The following is a 22,396-nucleotide window of genomic DNA, read 5'->3' as shown; positions in this document are numbered from 1 at the left end:
TAAGGCCGGAAACTTAGTTAAACGTTGAACTATTGTTGCAGAGCACACTAAGGGAGTATATAGTTAATTAACGAAAACGTACGATTTGGGATGGTGTTTTTCATGCTCGAGCGAATGGCGGATTTATATAAAAAACGCGCAAGGAGCTCCTCCGTGCATTCCGTCTTCTTCAGAAAAAGCCTGATTATTGTTCTGCTTATTACCTGTTTGCCTACGACCTTCATTGGTTTTAGTTTGTACTTTGTAGGTGTGAACCGTATTGAAAGCGAAGTCAATAAGACACATCAATTGAGACTGACGCAAATATCCAGGCAGCTTGAAGATCAGTTAACCCAGCTCGAGGTCAGGCTCTCCCAGTGGGCCTTCAACCCGATGTTCAACGACCGCTTGAAAACCATGGATTTCGCGCAGGAAGTGGACTTCACCCGGGACATGCTGAAAACGATGCTGATCTTGCAGGAGACCAATCCTCTCATATCCGAGGTGTATCTTTACATTCATGATAGCAAGACCTTGATCAGCAGCTCGAATGGCGTAACAGCTATTCGGGAGAATGAACTGAAGAACTACGACGAATTCAGTGAGTTAATGAGAACACAGAAATCGATCTTTTGGACCAAATCCATCCCTCTGCCGGGGATTACAGACAACCCTGTGCATCAAAAGGACTTCATGTACAGCCTGGTACATAAGCTCCCTGGCGATGTTTCTGAAAAGTATGGCGCCCTCATGGTCAGACTTGATAAATCCAAGATCAGTTCGTATTTCCACGAATTAAATGATGCGGGAGTATCCTTTCTGGTGGACGAAGAGGGGGATTTGTTAATTCAGGAAAACCAGCTGACCGAGGAAAAGACTGTCCTGAAAAATACGCTTCAAAGCGAGATCCAAAAGCGCTTGAGCGATCGGAAACAGGACACCTTCCTGTACAAGTTTCAAGGGACTACATATTCTGTTTCCTACTATACTTTGTCCCGATTAGGCTCCGAATGGATCTTTGCGACGTCATCAGATCTCTCTACCATATCAGGTCCCGTCATTATGATGTCCCGTCTGATCATTTCCATTAGCATGGCCGGCATCCTGACAGCTTTTGTTCTCTCCTGGTTTGCCTCACATCGAATCTACCAACCCATTGCCCGGTTGATTGGCGCCATTACGGGAGATAAGTCTGACAAGGGTATCGTGAACGGCGACGAACTGAAATACATTGAAAAAGAGTGGCACGCCCTGTCCCGTGAAAGTCATGTTCTTCAAACCAAGGTTGAAGAACAGCTGCCTACCCTTCGGGAAGGCTTCATGCTGCAGCTGGTACAAGGCCGTCTGTATTATCTCGAGGAGGAAGAATTAAGATCGAGAATCGCTTACTATGGTTGGGAAACAGAGGACCAGCAGTATACTGTCATTGCTCTGCAGCTGATAGGACTTTCTTCTGCCGAAGGAAAATTCAAAGAGGATGATGAGCAGCTGGTCACCTTTGCGGCGGCTAATATCGTGAATGAGCTGACTCAACTGCACATGCAGCAGGCCTATGTGATAAACTTCCAGGACCTGTTTGTCGGGATCGTCATTGGACTGCCTTCCACGGTACCTGCCAATGAAATCAAAAAAGAGATGGGCCAGCTGTCCCAGGAGATAATTTCGACGCTTAGTTCCATTCTCAAAGTCCAGGTAACCGTATGTATCGGTCAGCTGAGCACGGAGCTTGGACGTATTTCCGACTTGATGGAGGAAGCCCGTCATACCCTGCGCTATCGGAAGCTGCTCGAGGCCAATCAGATTATTGACATGGATTCCCTCTTCCTGTCCGGCGACTTCACATTCCATTATCCATTCGAGATTGAAAAGGAGCTCATTCATGCCATCCGGCTTGGACAAGAAGAGGACGCTTTCCGGATTGCGGAGGAATTCATTGCCGAGCTGAACCACAACGCCGGCGTGGAGCTATACCTGCAGCAGGCGATGACACAGCTGGTCGGCAACGTGAATAACGCCCTGCTCCAGGCCGGTTTCAATGTGTATCATTTCCATCAAGGGCAGAACTTATATGAAGAGATTTCGCAGCTGAGACAAACGGCGGAGATGCTTCGATGGTTCAAAAACAGCATCATCTCGCCGTATGTTAGCGAGATGAATCAAACGTATCAAGCCCATCAGACGCAGACGGTAGAGAAAGTGGTACGGCTCATTGAAGAGCGGTACATGACCGATTTATCACTAGAGGAATGTGCAGATCTGCTCGGCCTCAACAGCTCCTCACTGAGCAAGACCTTCAAGCAGATCAAAGGAATCAACTATGTGGACTATGTAACAAAGATTCGCATCGATGCATCCAAAAAGCTCCTGCTGGAAACGGACCTGAAAATCAGCGAGATTGCCGAGAGGGTCGGCTACCAGCACTCCTGGTTTAACCGGGTGTTCAAGAAATCCGAAGGGGTTACACCTTCCCAGTACCGGGATAACCATCATTGATCAGCTCCTCTGTTGAAGGAAGGCATTACCTTTGAAACCTTACTTTGAAAGCAACAAAAATCAAACCGGCGGCCCGGAAAAGCCCTTTTATGCAGGGCAGGTGATCACGACGTCGGAGGGCTATCATATTGATCCCCACTGGCACTATCATATGGAGCTGCTGTATATGAAGGACGGCACGGCCAGGGTTCGGACTCATGGCGAAGAACTCGAGATCCACGAGGGCGATCTTCTGCTGATGTATCCCTGTGAGGTGCATTCCGTGACCGTCGACAGCGGGATCCCGTCACAGCATATCATCATCGGATTCGATGCCGAGCTGCTGAGCCCCATGCCCAGCCTGGCGTTTGAGCTGCGGTACCTGATGCCGTACAGGGCCGCTGTGAGTCCGCACCGGAAGGTAATCCACTGCCCAGAGGAATCAGGCTGGCTGAGTGAGCAGTTCTCGAACACCCTGGAAGAATACACCGAGGCGGGCAGCGGGTATGAGCTCAGCGTCACCTCCCATATATACCGACTGATGCACTGGATTCTCCGCCACCACTCCCATCAGCTCCTGGCAGGCTCCCTCCTGTCAATGCACCCCGTGCATCCGGGCAAGCTGGACGCCATCCGGGAGGTTCTGCGGTACATCGATGACCATTATCAGGAAGAGATCAGCGCTTCCGACTTGTCGCATGTCAGTCTCATGAGCTACAGCCACCTCGCGAAGCTGTTCAAGAGCGTGATGCATACCCCGCTGACCAAATATGTGAACTTCGTAAGGATACGCAAGGCGGAGCAGCTGCTGATCGATCCCGGGAAGAGCATTGCGGAGATCGCACAGGAGACAGGCTTCAGCGCCTCCAGTTATTTCATTGAGCAGTTCAAGCGCACCAAGGGCATCTCCCCGCATCAATATCGGAAGAGGCTCCTGAAGCGGTGAATCAAGGAAACGGAAAAGAAGCAGGAACCAGCCGAGGCTGCTCCCTGCTTCTTCCTGTTCATTCGGCTACTGTCTGCCCAATTCGAGGACAATGGCCTCATTCGGAGGCAGTGCCACCTTATAGGTGCCGGAACCGGCTGACTCCGGAAAAGCGCCGTAATAGGCTTTCTCCAAGGTCCAGTCCTCCCGAACCGTCAGCTCTGTGGTTCTTGCATCCGGTGAATAGTTGATGAGCACAGCCACTATCGTGTGCTCACCCATTTTATGCTCCGTTACACCAACGAACGGATCGAGAGCCGCTGTAGCCCGCTTGCTTCGCTGCTCTCTGGAGATCAGCTCATATACGCTCCAGTAGGGAATCTCGTCAGGCCGGTATGCCGTTTCGGCACGGCGGGTCATCTCCAGCTCGACAGGCAGGGAGAAGAAATAAACGGTCCCCCTGCCGTATGACGCTTTGGAGAAGGCCACATTGCCGTCCGCCGTCTCTCTCCCCAGTACTTCTGCCTGATCCGCACGGTATTCCAGCCTGAAGGGAGAGGCGAGCGGGATCCGCACTTCTCCAACCGCCCCTTCAAAGGACACTTCGGTTTCCTTCGCACGGCGGCTGCGGTTCTCCACGGTTAGCCCTGTCAGCTCCGCGAAATTCAGCAGGTACCCGTCCTCAACCGAAAGGTATAGCGCCGCTCCCTCCCGAACCTTATGCAGCAGTTCTTCCCACCGCTGCTTCGGAACACCATTGACACCACTCACGCAGGGCAGCAGGTACAGCTCGGAATCCCGGATGGGCTGGTCCTCGAACTGAAAGTTCAGGTCGAATCCCGCCTGCTTGGCGAGGAGAAAGGAGCCGAGAGCCGCCGCCCAGTGATCCTGCCCGCTGTTCAGGATGCAGACGGCTTCCACCGTTCTCTCCGGCAGCTCCCCGAACGGCAGCTCCGCAATCATGCGCTTCAGCCTTCCCAGCTCCTGCAGAACCGGCTTCACGCGCCCCTCCTCCGTCATCAGTCCGAGCTCTCCTTCACAAGCCACCCAATCATACGGAGCCGTCATCAGCTTGGTCTGATCGTTCGCGCACCACCAGAGCAGGCCGGGAAGTCCATGAGCCCACTGCGTCAGCATGCTCGCTCTGCCGAAGGCCGCAGCGACCTGTTCGCTGCAGACCATGGGTCCCATGGTCCCCTGCTCTTCGGCGAAACAAGGCTTCTCACCGATCTGACCGTAGAACAGGCTCTCAGCTGCAGCGTGGAGAATAGGGCGGACCGTGTTGATCGGGTCATAATCAAGGTACGGGGTCCAGAAAGGGTAAGGATGCGTCGTCAGAATATCGGTCAGCTCACCCTGATCCTGCATCGTCCATTTCCCGGTTGGCGTAAGGCTGTGCATTCCCGAAATGAGCGGTCTGGTGCTGTCTGTGGATTTGATCGCATTCGAGATGGACGATGTCCACATCCAGGCCTCTTCCCGAGACGCCACTTCTCCCATACAGTTGCATTCATTTCCAAGATCCCACGCAATAATACTCTCCTCGGACCGGGTCTGACTGATAAAATATTTCACAAACCGGATTTGCCAGCGTATGGCATCCGGGTCTGTTAGGATCGACTTGCCCTTCAAGGCATTCGGAACGAATAGGCGTCCGCTCATCCAGCCCGTGATCAGGCCGACAATAACCTTGAAACCATGTTTCGAAGCGATAGCCAGAAACTCGGCGAACCGACCCATCATGAGGGTAGATACCCCTGCGCGTCCGGCCGCATCATCACTCAGCCGCTGCTCGCCGTGCCGGCAGCCCATAGGTTGACCTGATCCGCCGTATAGCTGATCAATCGGCTGAAAATCCGGCCACAAGGGAAATACCCTCAGCACCTCCAGGCCTGCTTCGGACAACCTCTGCAGATCCTGCTCTACTACTTCCGGACGCCAATCGGACCACATCGCCGTTCCCGCGTGCGAAGCCCAATAATTCGTGCCGATGAAAAAAGGACTTGATAAAGGAAAAAGCTTCTGCTGCATCTGTAAACCTCCGTTGATTGCGGATAAAATCTTGTCTTTAGCTTACATCGCGGGAGGGATGAGGGATATCAGAAAACAGCATGAAAGTATAACAATTCTATTATTCTGGGAGTGCAGCCAGCAGCTGCCCCAGGAGTCCCATGCCCATCTGCGACATGACCCGGTAGTCCCCCTGCTGCAGCTCCACTCCTCCCTTATTCCCCTGTGCCACGCCGGGCAGAATGCCATCCGGGGTCAGAGATCCAACCAGCGCGTCACGGGTGCGAAAGAGCCGCTGCAGGTCATTCATGCTGAACCAACCGCCTCGAACCGCCAGGGCAGCAGCCGCAGCGATGCCCGCCGAGCCGGACGCATCAGCCCGTCCGGCAGGCTGGTCAATGAACACGCTCCATAATCCGTCTGCCCGCTGCCAGGCCAGCGCCGCCTTCAGGGCGCGTTCAAGCTCCCGCTCGTGCTCGGCTGTATCCTCACCGTGCCCCAGGGCGTCCAAGGTTCGTACGAGGCCCAGCAAATACCAGGCATGCGCCCGTGCCCAATTTTTGAAGCTGCGGCTGCCATCCTCATGCAGCCGCAGGTACAGCTGTCCATCCACGACCAACCGCTCGGCCCGAACCTTCAGCTGCTTCAGAGCCAGGGTTCTCCAGTTCCCTTCATAGAACCGGGCCGCCAAGGCCATCGGATAAGCTACCGTATAGCTTCCTTCGGCGGACAGCATGCCTCCGTCCAGAATGTGCCCCTGTTGATCCTGGGATTCTCTCCAGAAGTTCAGTGCGGGCTCTATCAAGGGATGTTGTCCCCACAACCTCATCATCCCCGCGAACGGCAGCGTTCCCTCCATACCGTACACGGTATGCTCGACAGGCTCGCTTCGCGGATTTTCGTAGGACAGCCTGCCATCTTCACCCTGAAATAACCGGATGTGCGTGGCTGCAGCAGAGCGGAATGCCTCCTCCTGGCATGCCTCATGCAGATCGAGCAGTCCGTCCAGCACACAGCCTTCCATCCAGCCGAACGGCTGGATGGAAGAGACCGAAGCCATGGTCTTATAGAAATGCTGGAGCGGACTCCCCTCCAGCCTCTCTTCGCACAGCAGATGGGGGAGCAGCAGATCAGCCTCCGTTTCCAGCCCCCGTGGTGCTTCCGTGAGGAACCAGAACGGCTCTTTTCCCTGCACGAGCTGCAGCTCTATACCTTCCTGTACAGCCGCCTGCGCCTGCTTCTCTGTCAGTCTGATCTCATGCGGCTGAAATACATTTGCAAACCGGATATCGAAGCATCCTATACGCTCACCGGAATCTCCCAACCTAACCTCGATCAGCTTCTCCTCACGAATATCCACCGCAGCGCTCAGCCGCAGCCGTGCTCTTCCGCTTACACGCCCGAGATGCCAAGCGATCTGGGTCCGGGCTGCTCCCGGGCCTACTGCTGCAGCATTCCACCCTGCGGGAATCCGTTTTCCTGCCGGCAGTACAGCCTGCGCTGCCGTTACCTGCACCATCCCTATTTTCGCTGTCACGTGATCTCTCCTCCAACGGTTTCCACCCGGATTTAGAAATGGAAGAAGCCCTGCCCCGGAAGAAATTTATCTGCCAGGGGAAAGGCCTTTTATATCGATCAACCCATTAGGTGAGAACGTAGACTTCTCCACCGTCAATCTCGACTTCGAAGCCGCGCAGCTTCATTCCGCTCTCATCGGCCAAATGCTTGCCCGTAAGCAGGTCGAACTCCCATCCGTGCCATGGGCAGCGGAGTACCTCGCGATCACGGCCGTATTCATATTCATATACCATGGACGGCAGCCGGGTTCCGCAGACCACACCTTCGCAGACCGGAGCCGCGGCATGGGGACAGACGTTGCGCCAGGCATACCACTGTCCGCCGGTATGGAAAATGCCGAGCTCCATGTTTTTCACCGTCACGATCAGGCGTCCACCCTCAGGCACATCCTGAACGGAGCATACCCGGTATCTGGTCTTTCCTGCGGCCCTGCCTGTGCTTAGGTTCGCACTCTGCTGTTTTTCCAGCGCCATGGGTTACGCCTCCTCTCGAATGAGAGCCGCGCCGGCAGGTGACGACCGCTCAAACAGCCTGTACAAGTTCATGGCATTGTCGCACAAAATTTTCTGACGCAGCTCCCGGCGGATCGGCTGCAGCACGACCTTAGGGTTGTCGAAGTCCCAGTGGGGGTAATCGGACGAGAACATCACCGCATGGTCGGCTCCCACCATATCGAGAATCTGATTTAACTGCTCCGGACGATCCGGCTCTTCGATCGGCTGCGTCGTGAAGTACACATGCTGCCGAATGTATTCCGATGGCAGCCGCTTCAGCCAAGGCACCTGGTCACGCAGCGCCTTGTAGTTCTTGTCCATCCGCCACATGAGGTGGGGCGCCCAGGCAATTCCTCCTTCGATGGCAACGAATTTCAGCCCCGGGAACTTCTCGAACACGCCTTCACAGACCAGACTGTTCACATGAGCCATGTAATTGATCGGCAAAATATTATGCCATTCCATGTACCTGGTCGGGTAACCGGACGGCGTCGGCGCACCGGCGATTCCACGGCCTTCCGTTCCCGGATGCACGGCCACCGGCAGTCCGTTGCGCTCCGCCGCTTCATAGATCGGGTGGAAGAACCGCTGCCCGTAGAGCATGCGTGAACCGCTGCACATAATGACCTGCACCATGTCCTTGTTGTTGGCCATCCGGTCAATCTCCTGCGCTGCCGCCTGAGGGTCCGCATGATTCACGAGTATCGAGCCCTTGAATACGGGAGATGCCTTAAGCCACGTTTCCACAAGCCAATCATTGTATGCACTGGCCACCGCATTGCCAAAGTCCGGATCCGGATTCAGGGAAACGCCCAGAATGCCGGAGCCCGTGAGAACCCCATAATCAATGCCCCACTTCTCAAAGTGATGCTTCAGCATGAACTGGGGATCGCTGCCGGGTACTCCACCGTCTGGCTGGGCCGCATCCTTGCGCATGACCCCAATGGGCGAATACCAGCCTCCGCCATAGCCGGGTCCTACCGCCAGCCACTGATCATGCCAGGCCTTCGGCAAATAAGGCAGCAGATCCTGCGCCTTCCCTATCGCATTATGCACATCCGCATCAATCATACGCGGCTTCTTATTTACATCATCCTGAAGTTCCATATGCTGCAGCCCCTTCTTTTTTCATGTTGTTCTTGGCTTCATGATAAAAGAAAAAGGACCTGTCGTACATGCAGAATCCTTCGATATATCTGGATTTTTGTTCGATGATCAAGCCTTACGGTATTCCCGTGGAGACATGCCCGTTTCCTTCGTAAACAGTCGTGTAAAATAGAACGAATCCAGGAACCCGACCTCCTCCGAGACCTGTTTTACCGGCATTCCACTCTGCCGGAGAAGCTGCTTGGCACGGTCCAGCCGGAGCCGATTCAAATACCGGATGGGTGAGGTCCCCGTCTGCTTTTTGAATAAACTGGAGAAATATGCGGGAGATAGACCCACATGCTGTGCCATGAGATCACGGGATAGCTCCTGCTGATAATGCGTTTTCATGTAGGAGATTGCCTCCCGCACGGCTGCGGCCCCATCCGCATCCTCTGCGGATCTGCTCATCACGCTGCCGGCAGCCGCGAGCCGCACGGCCTCCAGAAATCGGACCTTCACATCCCACTCGTACCCCGCGTCCTTGCCGCCCCAGACCCTGTACATGCGTTCGAACACTTCGTGGAGCTCCGGACTGCCCATACACGCGAGCAGATCCCCGAAGGGCAGCGGTCCCTCGGCCTCCCGCCACTGGGCCTTAACTCCCTCCCACTGCAGGAGACCGTATTGGTAATGAACGGAGTAAAAACAGACCGGCTGCTCCCGTGAAGTTTCGATCTGCATACGCTGGCCGGGCCATACCTGAAATAAAGTATGAGGACGCAGCCGCCACTCCTTTCCGTCGACACTCAGCGTCCCCTCGCCCCGATGCACGAAGGCCAGAATATGAAGACGGGTCCGCTCCCGCAGCAGACGGTAATCCGATTGAGCCCAGAAGGCCGCATCCCGTACCACTACATCGAGCAGCTTCGGACTGAAGCCATTCAAAAACTCATAATCCAATTCAGACCCCTCCTTCCGTCTATCCTAACGTCCCTGCTGCTCCCTGTACTGACCCGGTGTCACGCCTTCATACTTTTTGAACAGCCGGTTGAAATAGGGCGGCTGGTAGCCTACCTTCAGCGCGATCTCGCCTATGGTCTCATCCGTTTCCGTCAGCAGCTGCTTGGCCTGTCCCAGCCGATACCGGGTCAAATAGTCGATGAAGGTCTGCCCTGTCACCTGCTTGAACCCGATGCTCAGCCGTTTGGAATAGGTTCCGTGCAGATCCGCGCAGTATTCCAGCGAGATATCATTCATGTAGCTGGCATGAATGGTCTCCAGCACCTTCTCCACCAGCTGTTTCAACTGCCGGTTCTGCGAGCCGTGCAGCTTACTCATGTAGGGCCGCAGCAGCCGCTGCTTCAGCCAGTCGACTATAGCCAGCGGATCGCGCACGTCCGCAAGTTCTTCCCAAAGAACTGTTCCGCCGGTAAGCGCAAGGGGATTATAGCCCCCCTGCATCATGGTGTGCTGCACATTCCCGCACAGCTGCAGCAGCCCCAGCCGAACTTCGATCTCCTTGCCGGCCAACGCTTTGAGCTGCGCAGTGTAATGGTCCAGCAGCTCGTCCGCCTCTTCATCCAGCCCCATCTTCACCGCGTGCAGCAGCGCTTTCTCCGTCTCGAACGGATAGGTAATCGCCTCGGGTCCCGCCGGCATGACTTCCTCGACGACGAGAATCTGCTGGGGTTCACCCAGCATGCGATGACTCAGCGCGCTGCGGGCATCATCAAACAACTGCGGGAGTTCACGCAGCGTCCGGGTCGAATTGCCTACACAGACGGTGATTTCAACCTTCAGAAGGCTATGCAGCGTAGAGGTCAGCTCTTCTGCCAAGGGATAGAGCATGGACATCTGTCCTTCCTGCCCCGACTCCACCGGAAAGCGCAGGAGCAGACCTACCGTAAGATCCTGAAAATTGATAACGCTGGCCTCGAGCCCCATGCCACCAGTCAGCTCCTCTGCAACATTGGCCGCCGAGAAGGTAACCAGCTGCTCATCTCTGGCCGAGAAACGTCCTTCATTCCCATACAATCCGTGCACCTGCAGGACCATGGCGGCAAATACACGGTCCCGCACATCCCAGCCATACTGCTCCATTCTCTGGACCAGCTCATCTTCCTGCAAATAATATAAGTGTCCCTGTACCAGCTGCAGCAGGAAGCTCTCGCGCAGCGTCGGCAGCTGCCGGTCGATCCTCTCCTGCAGGTTTCGGCTCTCCCGGCTGAGGTTTTGCCACTCGCTGGCGATATCTTCGAGAACGTTAGCCGCCCTGCTCGGTTTGCCCGTCAGCTGGTGGGCGAGCCGGCGGAACGGCTCATGCATTTGGCGGTACGCCAACCAGGACAGCAGCACCGCAAGCATGAGCCCAAGGCAGCTGATCCCGAGGATGATGCGTGACATTGTCTGAACGGGCTGTGTCATATGTGCCAGCGGTACAGCAGAGGCTACGCTCCATATACTGCCAATCCGCTTCATGCCCGCATAGGAAAAGGAGTACGTATCGCCCTTCCATGAGGTGAGGATCGTACCGGCCTGTCCCTGCATCGCCGCTGCCGATTCGGCGAGCAGGCTGTCGAGCTCAGACGGCTCTGACACCTTTCGCCGTCCCAGCGAGATCGGTTTGCCATCCTGCTGCATCAGCAGCGCTGCCCCGGTCCCTCCGGACTCGAGCTCCCCAATCAGCCGGTCGATCTGCTTGGCGCTCACTTCCACCAGCAGCACCGCTTCAGACTGCACGAGCCCTCCCGGCAGCCGGAGCACGAGCATATAAGGAGCGGAATTCGTTGTTTGGGTATAGCGTTCCGCCCAGTAAATGTCCCTCTGTCTGGCTGACAGCTCCTTGTAGTAGGCGAGCTCGCCGGGTGAGGTAATCTTTACAATCCCCGTCGTATCCCGGATGAGCACTTCCTGCCGGTCCAGGTACAGAGATACCTCCTCAATTAGTGGATCAGACGCCTTTACCCAGGTAAGGGATTGATAGAGGGTTTGAACATCATTATAATCATTGCCCAAATCCAGCCGTCCGAAGGTGGTGCCGAGGGAGAGCTTGAAGGACCACTGTGCAATGGAAGATTCCAGATGTGTCAGATTGCTGTCGATCCGCTCCGTTGCATAAGCAACCTGGTTTTGACGCGATTTGTTAACCTCTGCCTCGATACTTCTCGTACCAAGCACATAGACGAGGATGCCAATGATCGCAGCCGGAAGACAGGCACTGACGACAGCGATAATAAACCTTTTGTGCCCATCCCTCTGTTTCCACATTCGCCTCACCCTTCGCCGCGTAATCGCTTTCCTTCCTCATCATAGTACATACCCGGGCAGGAAGGCAAAAGGGAATTCACGGCCGGAATGAATGTGCAATCCCCGGAAATATCTTCGGGAGAAGAGTACAACCGGTGGAAAAGGCTGTGGAATCATTGTTCAATTGCAGGAAATACAGCCGGACCGTAAGCTCAGAATATCTAAAGAATAAGCGAGGTGGCCTGGATGGAAATGGATCTGCAAGTACAGCAAAACAGAACAGCGGCTCCACACACGAATCAAAGGAGCAGACTTAAAACCATAGGCCGGGGTCTGATCAGAGACCGCGCCCTGTATCTTATTGCCTCTCCCATGCTGCTCTACTTTCTGATCTTCAAATACGTTCCGATGTGGGGCGTACTGATTGCCTTCAAAAACTACACTCCCTTTGTTGGCTTCATGAAGAGCGAATGGGTTGGTCTGGAGCACTTTTACCGTTTCTTCTCCAATGAAGCGTTCATTCTGCTGCTGAGGAACACCCTGGCGATCAATTTTTTGAACCTTGCCCTATTTTTCCCTCTTCCCATCCTGCTGTCCCTCATGCTTAATGAGGCCCGCAGGGAATGGATCAAACGTACCATTCAGTCCATCATCTATCTGCCCCATTTCCTGTCCTGGGTGGTCATCGCCGGCATTACGTATCTGCTGCTTTCCACTTCCGACGGCATCATCAACAAGCTGCTGGCTGCAGCAGGATTCGCCAAATTCGACTTTCTGACCAATGAGAGCGTATTCTGGCTCCTGCTCACCTTCCAATCTATATGGAAGGAAGCGGGTTGGGGCACGGTCATCTTCCTGGCCGCCATCACTTCAGTCGATCCGCAGCAGTATGAAGCGGCTCGTATCGACGGTGCCGGAAGACTGCGCCAGATGTGGCACGTAACACTGCCGGCCATCCGCAATGTCATTATCATTCTGCTGATCCTGCGTGTAGGACACATGATGGACGTCGGCTTCGAGCAGGTGTATCTGATGATGAACGGGGCTGTATCCAATGTAGCCGATGTGTTCGACACCTATGTCTACCGCAGCGGAATTCAACAGGCTCAATTCAGCTATAGTACCGCTGTAGGGCTGTTCAAATCGATCGTGGGAGTAATTCTCGTCGTCATCACCAACCGACTTGCCAAAAAATTCGGCGAGGACGGCGTCTACTGATGCTGCCCCGCTGTAAGGAGGAGACCCTATGATCCGCAGTACAACTGATCGCTTATTCGACGGTGCCATTATCGCAGCTCTGGTGCTGATCGGCCTGCTCATGCTGTTCCCGTTCTACTATGTGTTCGTCGTTTCGTTCACTTCGCCGGTCGAATATTTGCGCAAAGGTCTCGTTCTGCTGCCCGAGCAGTGGACACTGACCTCCTACCGCTACCTGCTCTCGAATAATGTGTTTATTAAGGCAACAGGTGTAAGCGCATTCCTGGCAACCGCAGGCACTGCACTCAGCTTGCTCGTAACCGCCGGAGGCGCTTATGCACTGTCCCGCAAACGCCTTCAGGGCCGCAGAACTCTGTTAATTCTGATTTTAATGACCACGCTGTTTAACCCGGGACTCATTCCACCGTACCTGCTGGTGAGGGAACTCCACCTGATTAACAGCATCTGGGCTCTGATCTTACCGGTGCTGACCAGCGGCTGGTACGTGATCTTAATGAAAGGCTTTTTCGAGAGCATCCCCGATGAGCTCGAAGAAGCCGCCAAGATTGACGGGGCATCGGATATAGGCATCTTCTGGCGAATCATTCTGCCGCTGTCTCTGCCTTCCCTCGCCGCCTTCGGACTCTTCTATGCGGTAGCCTACTGGAATACCTTCTTCTTCGCCGTGCTCTATATCAACAAACCGGACCTTCGTCCACTGCAGATCGTGCTGCAGCAGCTGCTCATCGACAACTCGAGCTCCTCCTCCGGAGAGTTCGCCAACCAGCTGTCCGGCGAAATCCAGATTCCGACCGACACCCTCAAAATGGCTGCCATCATGATCTCGACCGGCCCCATCCTGCTGGTTTATCCGTTACTGCAAAAGCATTTTGCCAAGGGCGTCATGGTGGGGTCGATCAAAGGCTAGCCGGATCCTCCACCTGCCTCTATATGCTACAATACAATCGGGAGGTTACCTCAGATGAAAACAAAAACGATTGCTCTCTCCGCCGCATCCCTGCTTGCACTCAGCTCACTGCTCGCCGCCTGCAGCAGCGGGAGTGAAGGCAACCCCGACAATGGGGCTGCCGCCGACGCATCCGGAGCGCCTACGGAAATCTCCATCTTCACCAATCAGCAGGGGGCACAGGCGGTCGATCCTGCGAACCCCATCTTCCAGGAAATCATGAAGAAAACGAATACCAAGCTGAATATTACCTGGGTGCCATTCAACACCCTTACGGAGAAAACCAAGGTGATGCTGGCTTCCGGCGATATCCCGGAGCTTACCTATGTGAGCAATGTATTTGATTCCCAAGTGGTGCAGATGGCTGCTTCCGGTGCGTTTTGGGATCTTACTCCTTATATCAAGGACTACAAAAACTTTAGTGCTCTGCCCCAGGCGATCTGGGATAACGCAAAGATTCAAGGCAAAAACTATGGAATTCCGCGCCCCCGGCCTCTCGAAGGATCTTGGGGAGCCCATGTGCGCAAGGATTGGCTCGATAACCTGGGACTTCCCGTACCGGAGACGATGGATGATCTGTACCAAGTGCTGCAGGCCTTTACCCACAAGGACCCTGACGGCAATGGAAAAGCCGATACCATCGGGCTGGTCGGGGAAGTGGCCTCCGACAACATGGGCTCTCTCGGTTGGGTCGAGAACGTATTCAATGAAGTGCCGGGAAGCTACAAGCTGGTGAACGGACAGCTTACCCCCGTCGTGCTCGAGCCCTCAGAACGCCAGGCACTCGAGTGGTTGAAGAAAGCTTACGAAGAGAAAGTGCTCGTGCCCGATTTCCCGGTACTTAAAAATTCGCAATCTCGTGAACAGTATATGGGCAGCAAGGCCGGGGTACTGGGCGTGGCGATTAATCCTCAGTGGCTGTTCACGGACGCGATCCGCAAGATCGATCCGAAGGGCGACTCCTACCCGCTTCCATATCTCATGGGGCCGAGCGGCAGGAAGTTTGCAGGCCGTGACTCCGGCGTATTCGGAATGTATGTCATTCCTAAAACCGTTCCCGAAGCCAAGATGAAGAAAATCCTGGCCTTCATGGATCAAGCGTACAGCGAGGAAATAGGCGATTTAGCAGGCTTTGGCTTCCCAGACAAGCATTACACCGTCAAGGACGGCTTCAAGATTGCAACCGAGCAGGCGAAGGCGGATAACGTTGCCGATACGACGAATAACCTGCTGCAAATTTTCCAAAAATATGACATGTATGCCCGTGCTTATTACAACGGAATCCCCAAGGAATTCTACGACCGCAACAAGAAGATTATCGACGAGCGTGAAGCCATCAGCGTACCGGACCCCGCTTACGGCCTCATATCGCAAACGGCACTGACCGCAGGACCGGACCTCAACAAGAAGATTCAGGATATGAAGACCAAGGTCATTATGGGGAAGGAGTCCCTCGCCGCCTGGGATGAGTTCACAGCCAAGCTGAAAGCGGACGCCACCTTTACAAAGATTACCCAGGAAATCAACGAAGCTTATAAGCAGAAGTAATAGGGTGAACGGGAGAGCCTTCAACCACGATCTGTGGTGCGAAGGTTCTTTTCTCTTGCAATGTATAACTCGCCGAGGCTCCGGACAGGCGAATTATCAATTGGAGACACAAATGAAGTGTAACTCGTGCATTTAAGTCAATGATTGGATCCCTTAGAATGAAGATGCAGGTGCTTCTCATTCTTCATTATATACATAGGGAGGATTTAAATATGGAGATTCAAACCCAAACCAAGAGGCTCTCGCCGCTAAGCGAGGAACAAGTAGATCAGTATCATAAAAATGGGTACCTCATCCTGAAGAACGGCTGCAGCGATGACTTGATTGATGCCTATAACGCCCATATCTACACCATTCGCTCGGCTGATGTGATGGAAGAATGGGCAAAACCGAGAAAAGGAAAGGAAGAGGTCAGCGATCAGGAGCGCTTCTCCATTCGCCTGTTCAATCCTCATCTTCATGACGGTTTCTCTCTTCAAATGATGAAGCTTCCCATCGTGCGCGGCGCGCTCGCGCAAGTATTGGGAGATGAGGCTTGCGGGGTTCAGAGCATGTATTTCTACAAGGAGCCCGGCTCTCCGGGACAGGCGGCGCACCAGGACTATTATTACATCCGCAACGAGCCAAATACATTGACGGCAGCATGGGTCGCCATGGAATATATCAACGAAGAGAACGGCTGCCTGTGGGTCATCCCCGGGACTCACAAGCTGGGGATGCTGCCTCATGGAGCCGTCAAGAACCTGCAGGAGCATGAAGCGTGGACGGATGAGGTGGAAGGCATTGATCTGACGCAGGAGGTTCCTGTTGTTCTGGACAAAGGAGACATTCTCATTTTCGACAGCCTGCTGATTCATTCTTCAACACGCAACCGCTCGGAACGCTGGAGACGGTCTTATGTATGCCATTACATCCGCCACGACTCCACGATTGAGCGGGAGGATTTAAAACGCAAGATCTCTCTCGTATAATAGGATAAAAGCCAAATCCTGCTGCGAGGGCGTGAACTCGACATGCATATACGGACAGAGACGGATCCTAATCCGTCTTTTGTTGAAATATCAGAAAGTAAAACTCACCGAGGTTCATTTCCGGCATCTGATATTTTTAATCAACGCGGACCGTCCTTGAAGGACGGCGAAGCCGTTTATCTTACGACAGGCGCCTCTGCAGGAACGGTCGTGTATGGTCCCGGAGGGACCTATGGTCCGCGGGTCCAGCAGGATCTCCAGCTCGTGCTGCTGCACTCCGGCTCCATGTCCGTTGAAATCGACGGGAAAAACTACAGTGTCCCCAGCGGACATACAGCGCTTCTCAAGCCAGGACGCACCGAGCATTTTTTCTTCGATCCGAAACGGGAAACCTGGCATCGGTGGATAGCCGTCCATGTGGAAGCAGCAGACTCCGCCGTTCTGCAGCGGCTTGATGAGCTTCCCTTCTCCATCCCCCTATCGGAACATATGGACTCGCTGTGCAGCATGGTATACTCTCTACTGAACAGTGGAACCGCTCCTGAAGAAGAACTCATGAAATCACTGGGGGAATCGGCCATCCTGCTGTACATAGCGGAATGTGAGCGTCTTCATGCGAATGAGACCCAACATCCGGCGGTTGTGCAGGCCAAGGAGATCATACACCAACGTTTTGCAGAGGAACTGTCTCTCGATGACTTGGCCAAGGCTGTGCACAGAACACCCGAGCACCTGATCCGCTTATTTCGGCGGGATCAGCATATGACGCCTATCCAGTACCTATGGTCCTATAGAGTGAAGCAGGGCTTGGCGCTGATCAGCAGCACCGGGCTGCATATTGGAGAGATCGCTGAACAGGTCGGATTCAAAAGCTCGTATCATTTCGCCCGCACCATCAGGCGTCATACCGGAAAAACACCGAGTGAAATACGCAGAGAAAGCTATGCAGGCATAGTAAATCAAGAGGAGTTTTCTAAAGATGCTAAATCAACCGCTCTCCCGTGTGAATGATGGGTCAAAAAAGCCGCCGCGTCTGGACTTACAGCAGTCATGGTGGGCCATGATCGGCCTTGGAAACGGTGACCGTGAATGGACCCTGGAGGAAAAGTTTGAGAACATCGCCAAAGCGGGATTTGCGGGAATCCTCGGCTCTCTACCCCAGCCTGAAGAGTCGGAACGCTGGCATCAGCTGCTGGAGGAATACGGCTTCAGCTTTGGCATCCATTCCTTCCCGGCCTAAACGCGACGACCTTGCCTCCCGTCCTGAGAGAAGCCAAAAGCTTCGGCGTCCAGTACGTCAATTCGCAGGTCATGAATTCCTTTAAGATCGGTAGTCAAGCTATTGATTTATTAAACGAGCTGGTCGAAGAGGCTGCGGCGGCGGGTATCCCTTACTTTGTAGAGACTCACCGAGGCCGGATCACGCAGGATCTGCATCGTACGGTGGATTATGTTCATGCGATTCCGGAGCTTCGGTTAACCATTGACTTGTCCCACTATGTTCTTGCCGGTGAAATGGTGGATGAATCCGAGCAGGCCGAGCCTTTCTTCGATATCCTGCTGAATCGGACTTCAGCCTTACATGCCCGTGTTTCCAACGGACAGCAAATTCAAGTGGATATTGGACATGACGCAGCCCATCCCATGACGACACGCTTCATGCGATGGTGGGAGAAGGGAATTCGGAGCTGGCTGCAGGAGGCTCAGCCTGGTGACGTACTTCCATTTGTCGCTGAGCTTGGTCCGCCTTCCTATGCGATTACCATGGATAATTACGGCAGTGAAATATCAAACCGCTGGGAGCAGGCGCTTGTACTGAAGTCCCTGATGGAAGAGGCATGGCACAGGGCACTGCGAAATAATTGACTTATCGGACCGTACTCCACGGTGATTTGCATCTAATTGCTGCGTACAATTTCCTATACGTAATTAAAAGCATGATGCGCCAGGAGCAGCATCATGCTTTTGTATATTCCGGACAAAGGTTTTAGCAGCGTGCTTATTAATCCATCGCGTCAGGGCTTAATACCCTCAACTTCTCCTCCAGCTCCTGAAGCTCCCGGACACTAAGCTGCCCTGCGCGCTCTGCTGCGAGGTTCGCGCCGACCCATTCCTTATTCCGCATGGAAACGACGACACCATCCACCTCAGGCTTGCCCGTCAGCCAGCGGAGCAGGAGCGAAGCGTTGTCCGCCCTGCTTCCTGCAAGCTTCTCCAGTTTCCAGCCCCGGACGAACGGAGACAGGGCGATGCACCGGATTCCTCTCTGCCGGGCAGAGCAAAACGCAGCTTCTCCAGGCTGCATGCCATGAGCATCGCTTCCTCACGCCGTCCCAGCTCCTCCAGAATACGCCCCAAATGTACGCGCTCCTGGTAATAGGTTGTGTCAAACCCATGAATGCCCAGATTTAAGCATTCCGTGACAATAGCCTCCTTCTCCGCATCGGATGGTTCCGGATCACTCGCAAGCTCGGAAAAAAAAGAGTGGCCGCCGAGCATCAGCTTGGTTGCTTTCATGACCGTATACTCCCCTTCCATGATTCCCTTTTTTCTCCCAGAAAGCAGCCGAAAAGAGGGGCTTTCGAGCGTGTTACGTGACTGATGTGACTTATGAAGCAGCCCCTCGAAGGTTAGGGGTTCCACTGCTTGAAGACAAGCTCGCCGCAGCCCTGAATGAGCAGGTGCTCATAACCGGCACTACCCCGAATGGACGGGAAGAAGTATTCATGCGTGGCCATCCGGCTTTGGGCCTCTTCCACAATGTACGGATGGAGCACAGGAAAGATCCCCTCAATGAATCCTCCGATATATACTTCATCCGGATCAAAAATATTGGCGAGCACGGAAACGAGACTGCCCAGCAGCCTGCCATTCTCTGCAATGACATCTACAGCTGCAGGCTCTCCCGACAGGACCTCCTTCACGAAATGCCCCCACCACTCGCCCGGGTTGTCCGGCAGAGCAGTTTCTGCTCCACGAAGCTTACGGTAAAATCCGCTGATGGTGAGTTCACTCTCAATGCATCCTGCTTTCCCGCAGTAACAGGGAAATGACCTGGCACCGATGCCCATATGGCTGATTTCCCCGCCCAGTCCTCTGGTCCCGGTAAGCAGGCTGCCCCTGCTGGTGATTCCGACACCAAGACCTTCACCAAGGTAGATATACACGATATCAGCGCTGCTGCCCTTCACCTGATCCTTCAGCAGTGAAGCCAGTGCGAGCAGATTGGATTCATTCTCGAGGTAAGCGGGAAGTCCGAACTTTTGCTCGATATCCAACTTCATCGGTTTGTTCTCAAACAAAGCGTTCGTTGAGTTGATCACCGTGTTGTTTTTCTTGTAGAAAATCCCGGGAATGGCGGCCCCCACACCAAGCAGCTGGCTGTGTGAAATGCTGTGCTTCTCCAGGAGACCCAGTGCCGCATCGTAGTAAGCCTGGAGATACTGCGAATAATCCGCTGACTCCTGGATCACAACCTTTGTACAATCCACCAGCTCGTTGCTTAGGTTCACGAGAGCGACTCTGGCGTCCTCGGCATTGTTAAAATCCAGGCATAGTGTATACTTGCTGTTAGGACGAATAGAGATAAGCCCTGGAATTCTGCCTCCTTTGGAGCTCATTGAGGAAGTGATTTGGAGAATCTCTTCCTCAATGAGCTGATTGCACAAATTCGATACGGTTGCGAAGCTGAGTTCCAGCCGGTCGGACATGATCTTCTTGGTGGACGACTCGTTTCGCAAATACTCGATGATCTTTTTCTTATTCTGGCTCCGAATCTCGGCTGTATTGGTAATATTCATGTGACTCCTCTTATTACTAATGTTGTAATAAGTAGTATAACTTGCTGTGAGGATGCGGCGCAATCACAGTTTCCCGTACATGTTGAAGGAAAGGAGCCGTTTTTCCCCAATACGAAACGCCGCGAGGCACATGAATACCCACGGGGGTACTGCGTATTCCGCTCAATCCCGCTGGGTTATGGAACCTGCTGCTTCTGCGCTAGCTTATTGCTATGGTTTTGCCGTTCGACAGCAGAGCTGCTTCATATACCTTCATCAGCTTGAGGGCAAATTCGAGGGAGCCTCGCTGCGGCTGCCTGCCCTCCAGGATACAGTCACAAAAATACTTCATTTCACCATACATGCCTTGAGTGAACAAAGCCTTGTTCTCCAGCGTAGCCAGATGATTCTGCGGCTCCCAGACAATGGCTCCGGTATCTGTGCCCTCCGGCACGTAATTCCAGGTCTTGTTGTACTCATGAGGAATCCCCCGCTGCAGCGTCACACGGAGGGAATTCTCGATCTCCAAATGCCAGTTGTTTCCGTAGAAGCTGTATCGCTCAATCGGATGCGGCCCCGAAGCCATGTGGAAATTGCCTACCGCCCCGCCGGCAAAATCGAGCAGGCATACTCCTCTTCCGCTGCGGCTGTGGTGTACGGTAACCGCTTCGACATCCCCTCCTACTGCAAGCATGAGTGACAGCGGGTGCACGCCGTTGCCGAGCCAGTCGGTAAATTGTCCGCTCTCCAGCACTTCACGTCCATGATCCGGAATGCTCATGGGATATACAGCCAGCATCGACTGCAGGTTTCCGTACGAATCGGAATGAGCGATCTCGATCGCTTTTTCTGTCGAAGGCATGAATGCTTTCTTGAAGCCTGCTACGGATACAAGGCCACTTCGCTTCTCGATCATCCGTTCAACCTCGTAAGCCCTCATTGAAACCGGCTTCTCCATCCAGACGTGGACTCCCGCTTCAAACGCCTCCATAGCCAAATACGGGTGGAGCTTTGGAGATACGCATAAAAATACAGCATCAAGCTCCTCCTGCTCAAACAGATCCGCGGGATTCATATAGGCCCTGCAACCAAACTGGCCGGCAGTCTCGCGGGCTAATTCCTCGTTAAGGTCGCAAATGGCCTGCAGCCTCACCGGCAAATGATGTAAGCATGGAATGATATTCCGATAGGCATGATTGCCGGCACCGATTACTGCAACAGACAGTCGCTGCTTAAACTCTCTTTGGTAGGTCAACTCGATACCTCTTTCCATATGATTGAACGCAGATACAACAGGTCCCGTTCCGTCAGGTTATTGTAATCGTACCCTTCCTTAGGCTGTCCGTGTGAAGGGTTCAGACAAATCACCGGGCTCACCCCATCCGCGATAGCTTGACGTGTAATCTGCTCCACCGGCCAGGAGGCGTCCTCCAAGGCAGACTTCCAAACCAGCTCGGAGCTGGCCCCTCGGACCTGTCCACCCTTCAGGTGAAGAAATCCAATTAACGGTCTGAGCTCGTTATAAACGGACAGCGAGGGAAATGTCCCCATCTGCCACAAATTTTGCACATCCCATGTAAAATGAACCCTGCCGCTTCGATCCAGCTCCTGATAGAATGACACCACTTCCTGCGGGGATGCCCATATGCAGGCATGCGCTTCATTTTCGATGGTCACCTGAAAGCCGGCGTCATGGATCCGATCGATCGCTTCACGATACACTTCAAACACCCAGGGCGCACACTCCCGAATATAATCGGTACTATTCACAATATGGTCCCGCTGTGCCGTTTGGGCGGCGAGCAGACGGATCATCAAGGGCCGCAGCTTCTGGGCTGATCTTAGGATGTTGTCGAGCATTCCTAGATGCCGGTCTCGGAAATGCTGCTCCCCGTACTCGATATCCTCGTAAAAGAGCCCGGTCGAAAAGCAGTAGACGGATAAATTCCGCTCTTGAAGCGCCTGCGCGGCTGTATCCGTTTCTTCCTCGGTGAGATCTCCGATAGACTTCCCATAGATGCCGTCTTTCAGATCGACAACGTCAAGCCCCCACCTCACAAACTGATCCATCGCAGCAGTAAAGTCGCCCCCTCCCATACTGTTCAGCATCGTAATTTTTGGCTCCACGCATTCACCCCTTT

Annotated in this window: 19 protein-coding genes; 9 read left to right on the top strand and 10 right to left on the bottom strand. The window is 54.0% G+C overall.

Features of this window, described 5'->3' with window-relative positions; translation table 11 throughout:
• The first annotated feature begins 102 nt into the window (after window positions 1-102).
• Both PM3016_RS10470 and PM3016_RS10465 read left to right on the top strand, forming a co-directional pair.
• The gene (locus PM3016_RS10470) at window positions 103-2,472 is read left to right on the top strand and encodes a helix-turn-helix domain-containing protein (RefSeq protein ID WP_014650270.1); all 2,370 of its coding nucleotides are present in this window, start codon (window positions 103-105) and stop codon (window positions 2,470-2,472) included.
• Window positions 2,473-2,503: 31 nt separating this feature from the next.
• The gene (locus PM3016_RS10465; RefSeq protein ID WP_013915514.1) at window positions 2,504-3,397 is read left to right on the top strand and encodes a helix-turn-helix transcriptional regulator; all 894 of its coding nucleotides are present in this window, start codon (window positions 2,504-2,506) and stop codon (window positions 3,395-3,397) included.
• A 66-nt stretch (window positions 3,398-3,463) separates the two neighbouring features.
• Here PM3016_RS10465 and PM3016_RS10460 read toward each other — a convergent pair whose 3' ends face one another.
• From PM3016_RS10460 to PM3016_RS10435, 6 genes are all read right to left on the bottom strand, one after another.
• On the bottom strand, window positions 3,464-5,407 hold the full coding sequence (locus tag PM3016_RS10460; protein ID WP_014369413.1) for a glycoside hydrolase 5 family protein: 1,944 nt from the start codon (window positions 5,405-5,407) through the stop codon (window positions 3,464-3,466).
• Between the two features lie 100 nt (window positions 5,408-5,507).
• Window positions 5,508-6,923 (bottom strand): glycoside hydrolase family 88 protein, encoded by a 1,416-nt coding sequence (locus PM3016_RS10455; protein ID WP_014369412.1) that lies wholly within the window; start codon window positions 6,921-6,923, stop codon window positions 5,508-5,510.
• A 106-nt stretch (window positions 6,924-7,029) separates the two neighbouring features.
• Window positions 7,030-7,437, bottom strand: a complete 408-nt coding sequence (locus tag PM3016_RS10450) for a Rieske (2Fe-2S) protein (protein WP_014369411.1) — start codon at window positions 7,435-7,437, stop codon at window positions 7,030-7,032.
• Window positions 7,438-7,440: 3 nt separating this feature from the next.
• Window positions 7,441-8,565 (bottom strand): amidohydrolase family protein, encoded by a 1,125-nt coding sequence (locus PM3016_RS10445; protein ID WP_014369410.1) that lies wholly within the window; start codon window positions 8,563-8,565, stop codon window positions 7,441-7,443.
• 108 nt (window positions 8,566-8,673) lie between these two features.
• Window positions 8,674-9,507 carry an AraC family transcriptional regulator gene (locus PM3016_RS10440; RefSeq protein WP_014369409.1) on the bottom strand — a complete coding sequence of 278 codons (834 nt, stop codon included), beginning with the start codon at window positions 9,505-9,507 and terminating at the stop codon, window positions 8,674-8,676.
• A gap of 24 nt (window positions 9,508-9,531) precedes the next feature.
• Complete coding sequence (locus PM3016_RS10435; RefSeq protein ID WP_014369408.1) at window positions 9,532-11,814, bottom strand: helix-turn-helix domain-containing protein; 2,283 nt, start codon at window positions 11,812-11,814, stop codon at window positions 9,532-9,534.
• 231 nt (window positions 11,815-12,045) lie between these two features.
• Here PM3016_RS10435 and PM3016_RS10430 point away from each other — a divergent pair, with 231 nt between their 5' ends.
• From PM3016_RS10430 to PM3016_RS39530, 7 genes are all read left to right on the top strand, one after another.
• Window positions 12,046-13,011 carry an ABC transporter permease gene (locus PM3016_RS10430; protein ID WP_051045029.1) on the top strand — a complete coding sequence of 322 codons (966 nt, stop codon included), beginning with the start codon at window positions 12,046-12,048 and terminating at the stop codon, window positions 13,009-13,011.
• 28 nt (window positions 13,012-13,039) lie between these two features.
• Window positions 13,040-13,918: a carbohydrate ABC transporter permease gene (locus PM3016_RS10425; RefSeq protein ID WP_014369406.1), complete on the top strand. Its 879-nt coding sequence runs from the start codon at window positions 13,040-13,042 to the stop codon at window positions 13,916-13,918.
• Window positions 13,919-13,972: 54 nt separating this feature from the next.
• Window positions 13,973-15,505: an extracellular solute-binding protein gene (locus PM3016_RS10420; RefSeq protein WP_014369405.1), complete on the top strand. Its 1,533-nt coding sequence runs from the start codon at window positions 13,973-13,975 to the stop codon at window positions 15,503-15,505.
• A gap of 212 nt (window positions 15,506-15,717) precedes the next feature.
• Window positions 15,718-16,476 carry a phytanoyl-CoA dioxygenase family protein gene (locus PM3016_RS10415; protein WP_014369404.1) on the top strand — a complete coding sequence of 253 codons (759 nt, stop codon included), beginning with the start codon at window positions 15,718-15,720 and terminating at the stop codon, window positions 16,474-16,476.
• Window positions 16,477-16,518: 42 nt separating this feature from the next.
• On the top strand, window positions 16,519-17,487 hold the full coding sequence (locus PM3016_RS10410; protein ID WP_148279680.1) for a helix-turn-helix domain-containing protein: 969 nt from the start codon (window positions 16,519-16,521) through the stop codon (window positions 17,485-17,487).
• Window positions 17,456-17,716, top strand: coding sequence for a hypothetical protein (locus PM3016_RS39535; RefSeq protein WP_238540489.1), 261 nt, complete (start codon window positions 17,456-17,458; stop codon window positions 17,714-17,716). The genes PM3016_RS10410 and PM3016_RS39535 overlap by 32 nt, the downstream gene beginning before the upstream one ends.
• Window positions 17,717-17,787: 71 nt before the next feature.
• Window positions 17,788-18,342 (top strand): hypothetical protein, encoded by a 555-nt coding sequence (locus tag PM3016_RS39530; protein WP_238540488.1) that lies wholly within the window; start codon window positions 17,788-17,790, stop codon window positions 18,340-18,342.
• Between the two features lie 136 nt (window positions 18,343-18,478).
• Here the strand turns inward: PM3016_RS39530 and PM3016_RS38560 are convergent, their stop codons facing one another.
• The 4 genes from PM3016_RS38560 to PM3016_RS10385 all read right to left on the bottom strand — a co-directional run bounded on the left by PM3016_RS38560 (window position 18,479) and on the right by PM3016_RS10385 (window position 22,382).
• Complete coding sequence (locus PM3016_RS38560; protein ID WP_187298004.1) at window positions 18,479-18,781, bottom strand: aldo-keto reductase family protein; 303 nt, start codon at window positions 18,779-18,781, stop codon at window positions 18,479-18,481.
• Window positions 18,782-19,106: 325 nt separating this feature from the next.
• Window positions 19,107-20,276, bottom strand: coding sequence for an ROK family protein (locus PM3016_RS10395; RefSeq protein ID WP_014369401.1), 1,170 nt, complete (start codon window positions 20,274-20,276; stop codon window positions 19,107-19,109).
• Window positions 20,277-20,475: 199 nt separating this feature from the next.
• Window positions 20,476-21,528 carry a Gfo/Idh/MocA family protein gene (locus tag PM3016_RS10390; protein ID WP_148279679.1) on the bottom strand — a complete coding sequence of 351 codons (1,053 nt, stop codon included), beginning with the start codon at window positions 21,526-21,528 and terminating at the stop codon, window positions 20,476-20,478.
• Window positions 21,507-22,382 carry a sugar phosphate isomerase/epimerase family protein gene (locus PM3016_RS10385; RefSeq protein ID WP_148279678.1) on the bottom strand — a complete coding sequence of 292 codons (876 nt, stop codon included), beginning with the start codon at window positions 22,380-22,382 and terminating at the stop codon, window positions 21,507-21,509. The genes PM3016_RS10390 and PM3016_RS10385 overlap by 22 nt, the downstream gene beginning before the upstream one ends.
• Between the last annotated feature and the right edge of the window lie 14 nt (window positions 22,383-22,396).

It is taken from the genome of Paenibacillus mucilaginosus 3016, assembly GCF_000250655.1.
GTDB classification, from domain to species: Bacteria; Bacillota; Bacilli; order Paenibacillales; family NBRC-103111; genus Paenibacillus_G; species Paenibacillus_G mucilaginosus.
This window is presented reverse-complemented; position numbering and strand designations above follow the sequence as displayed.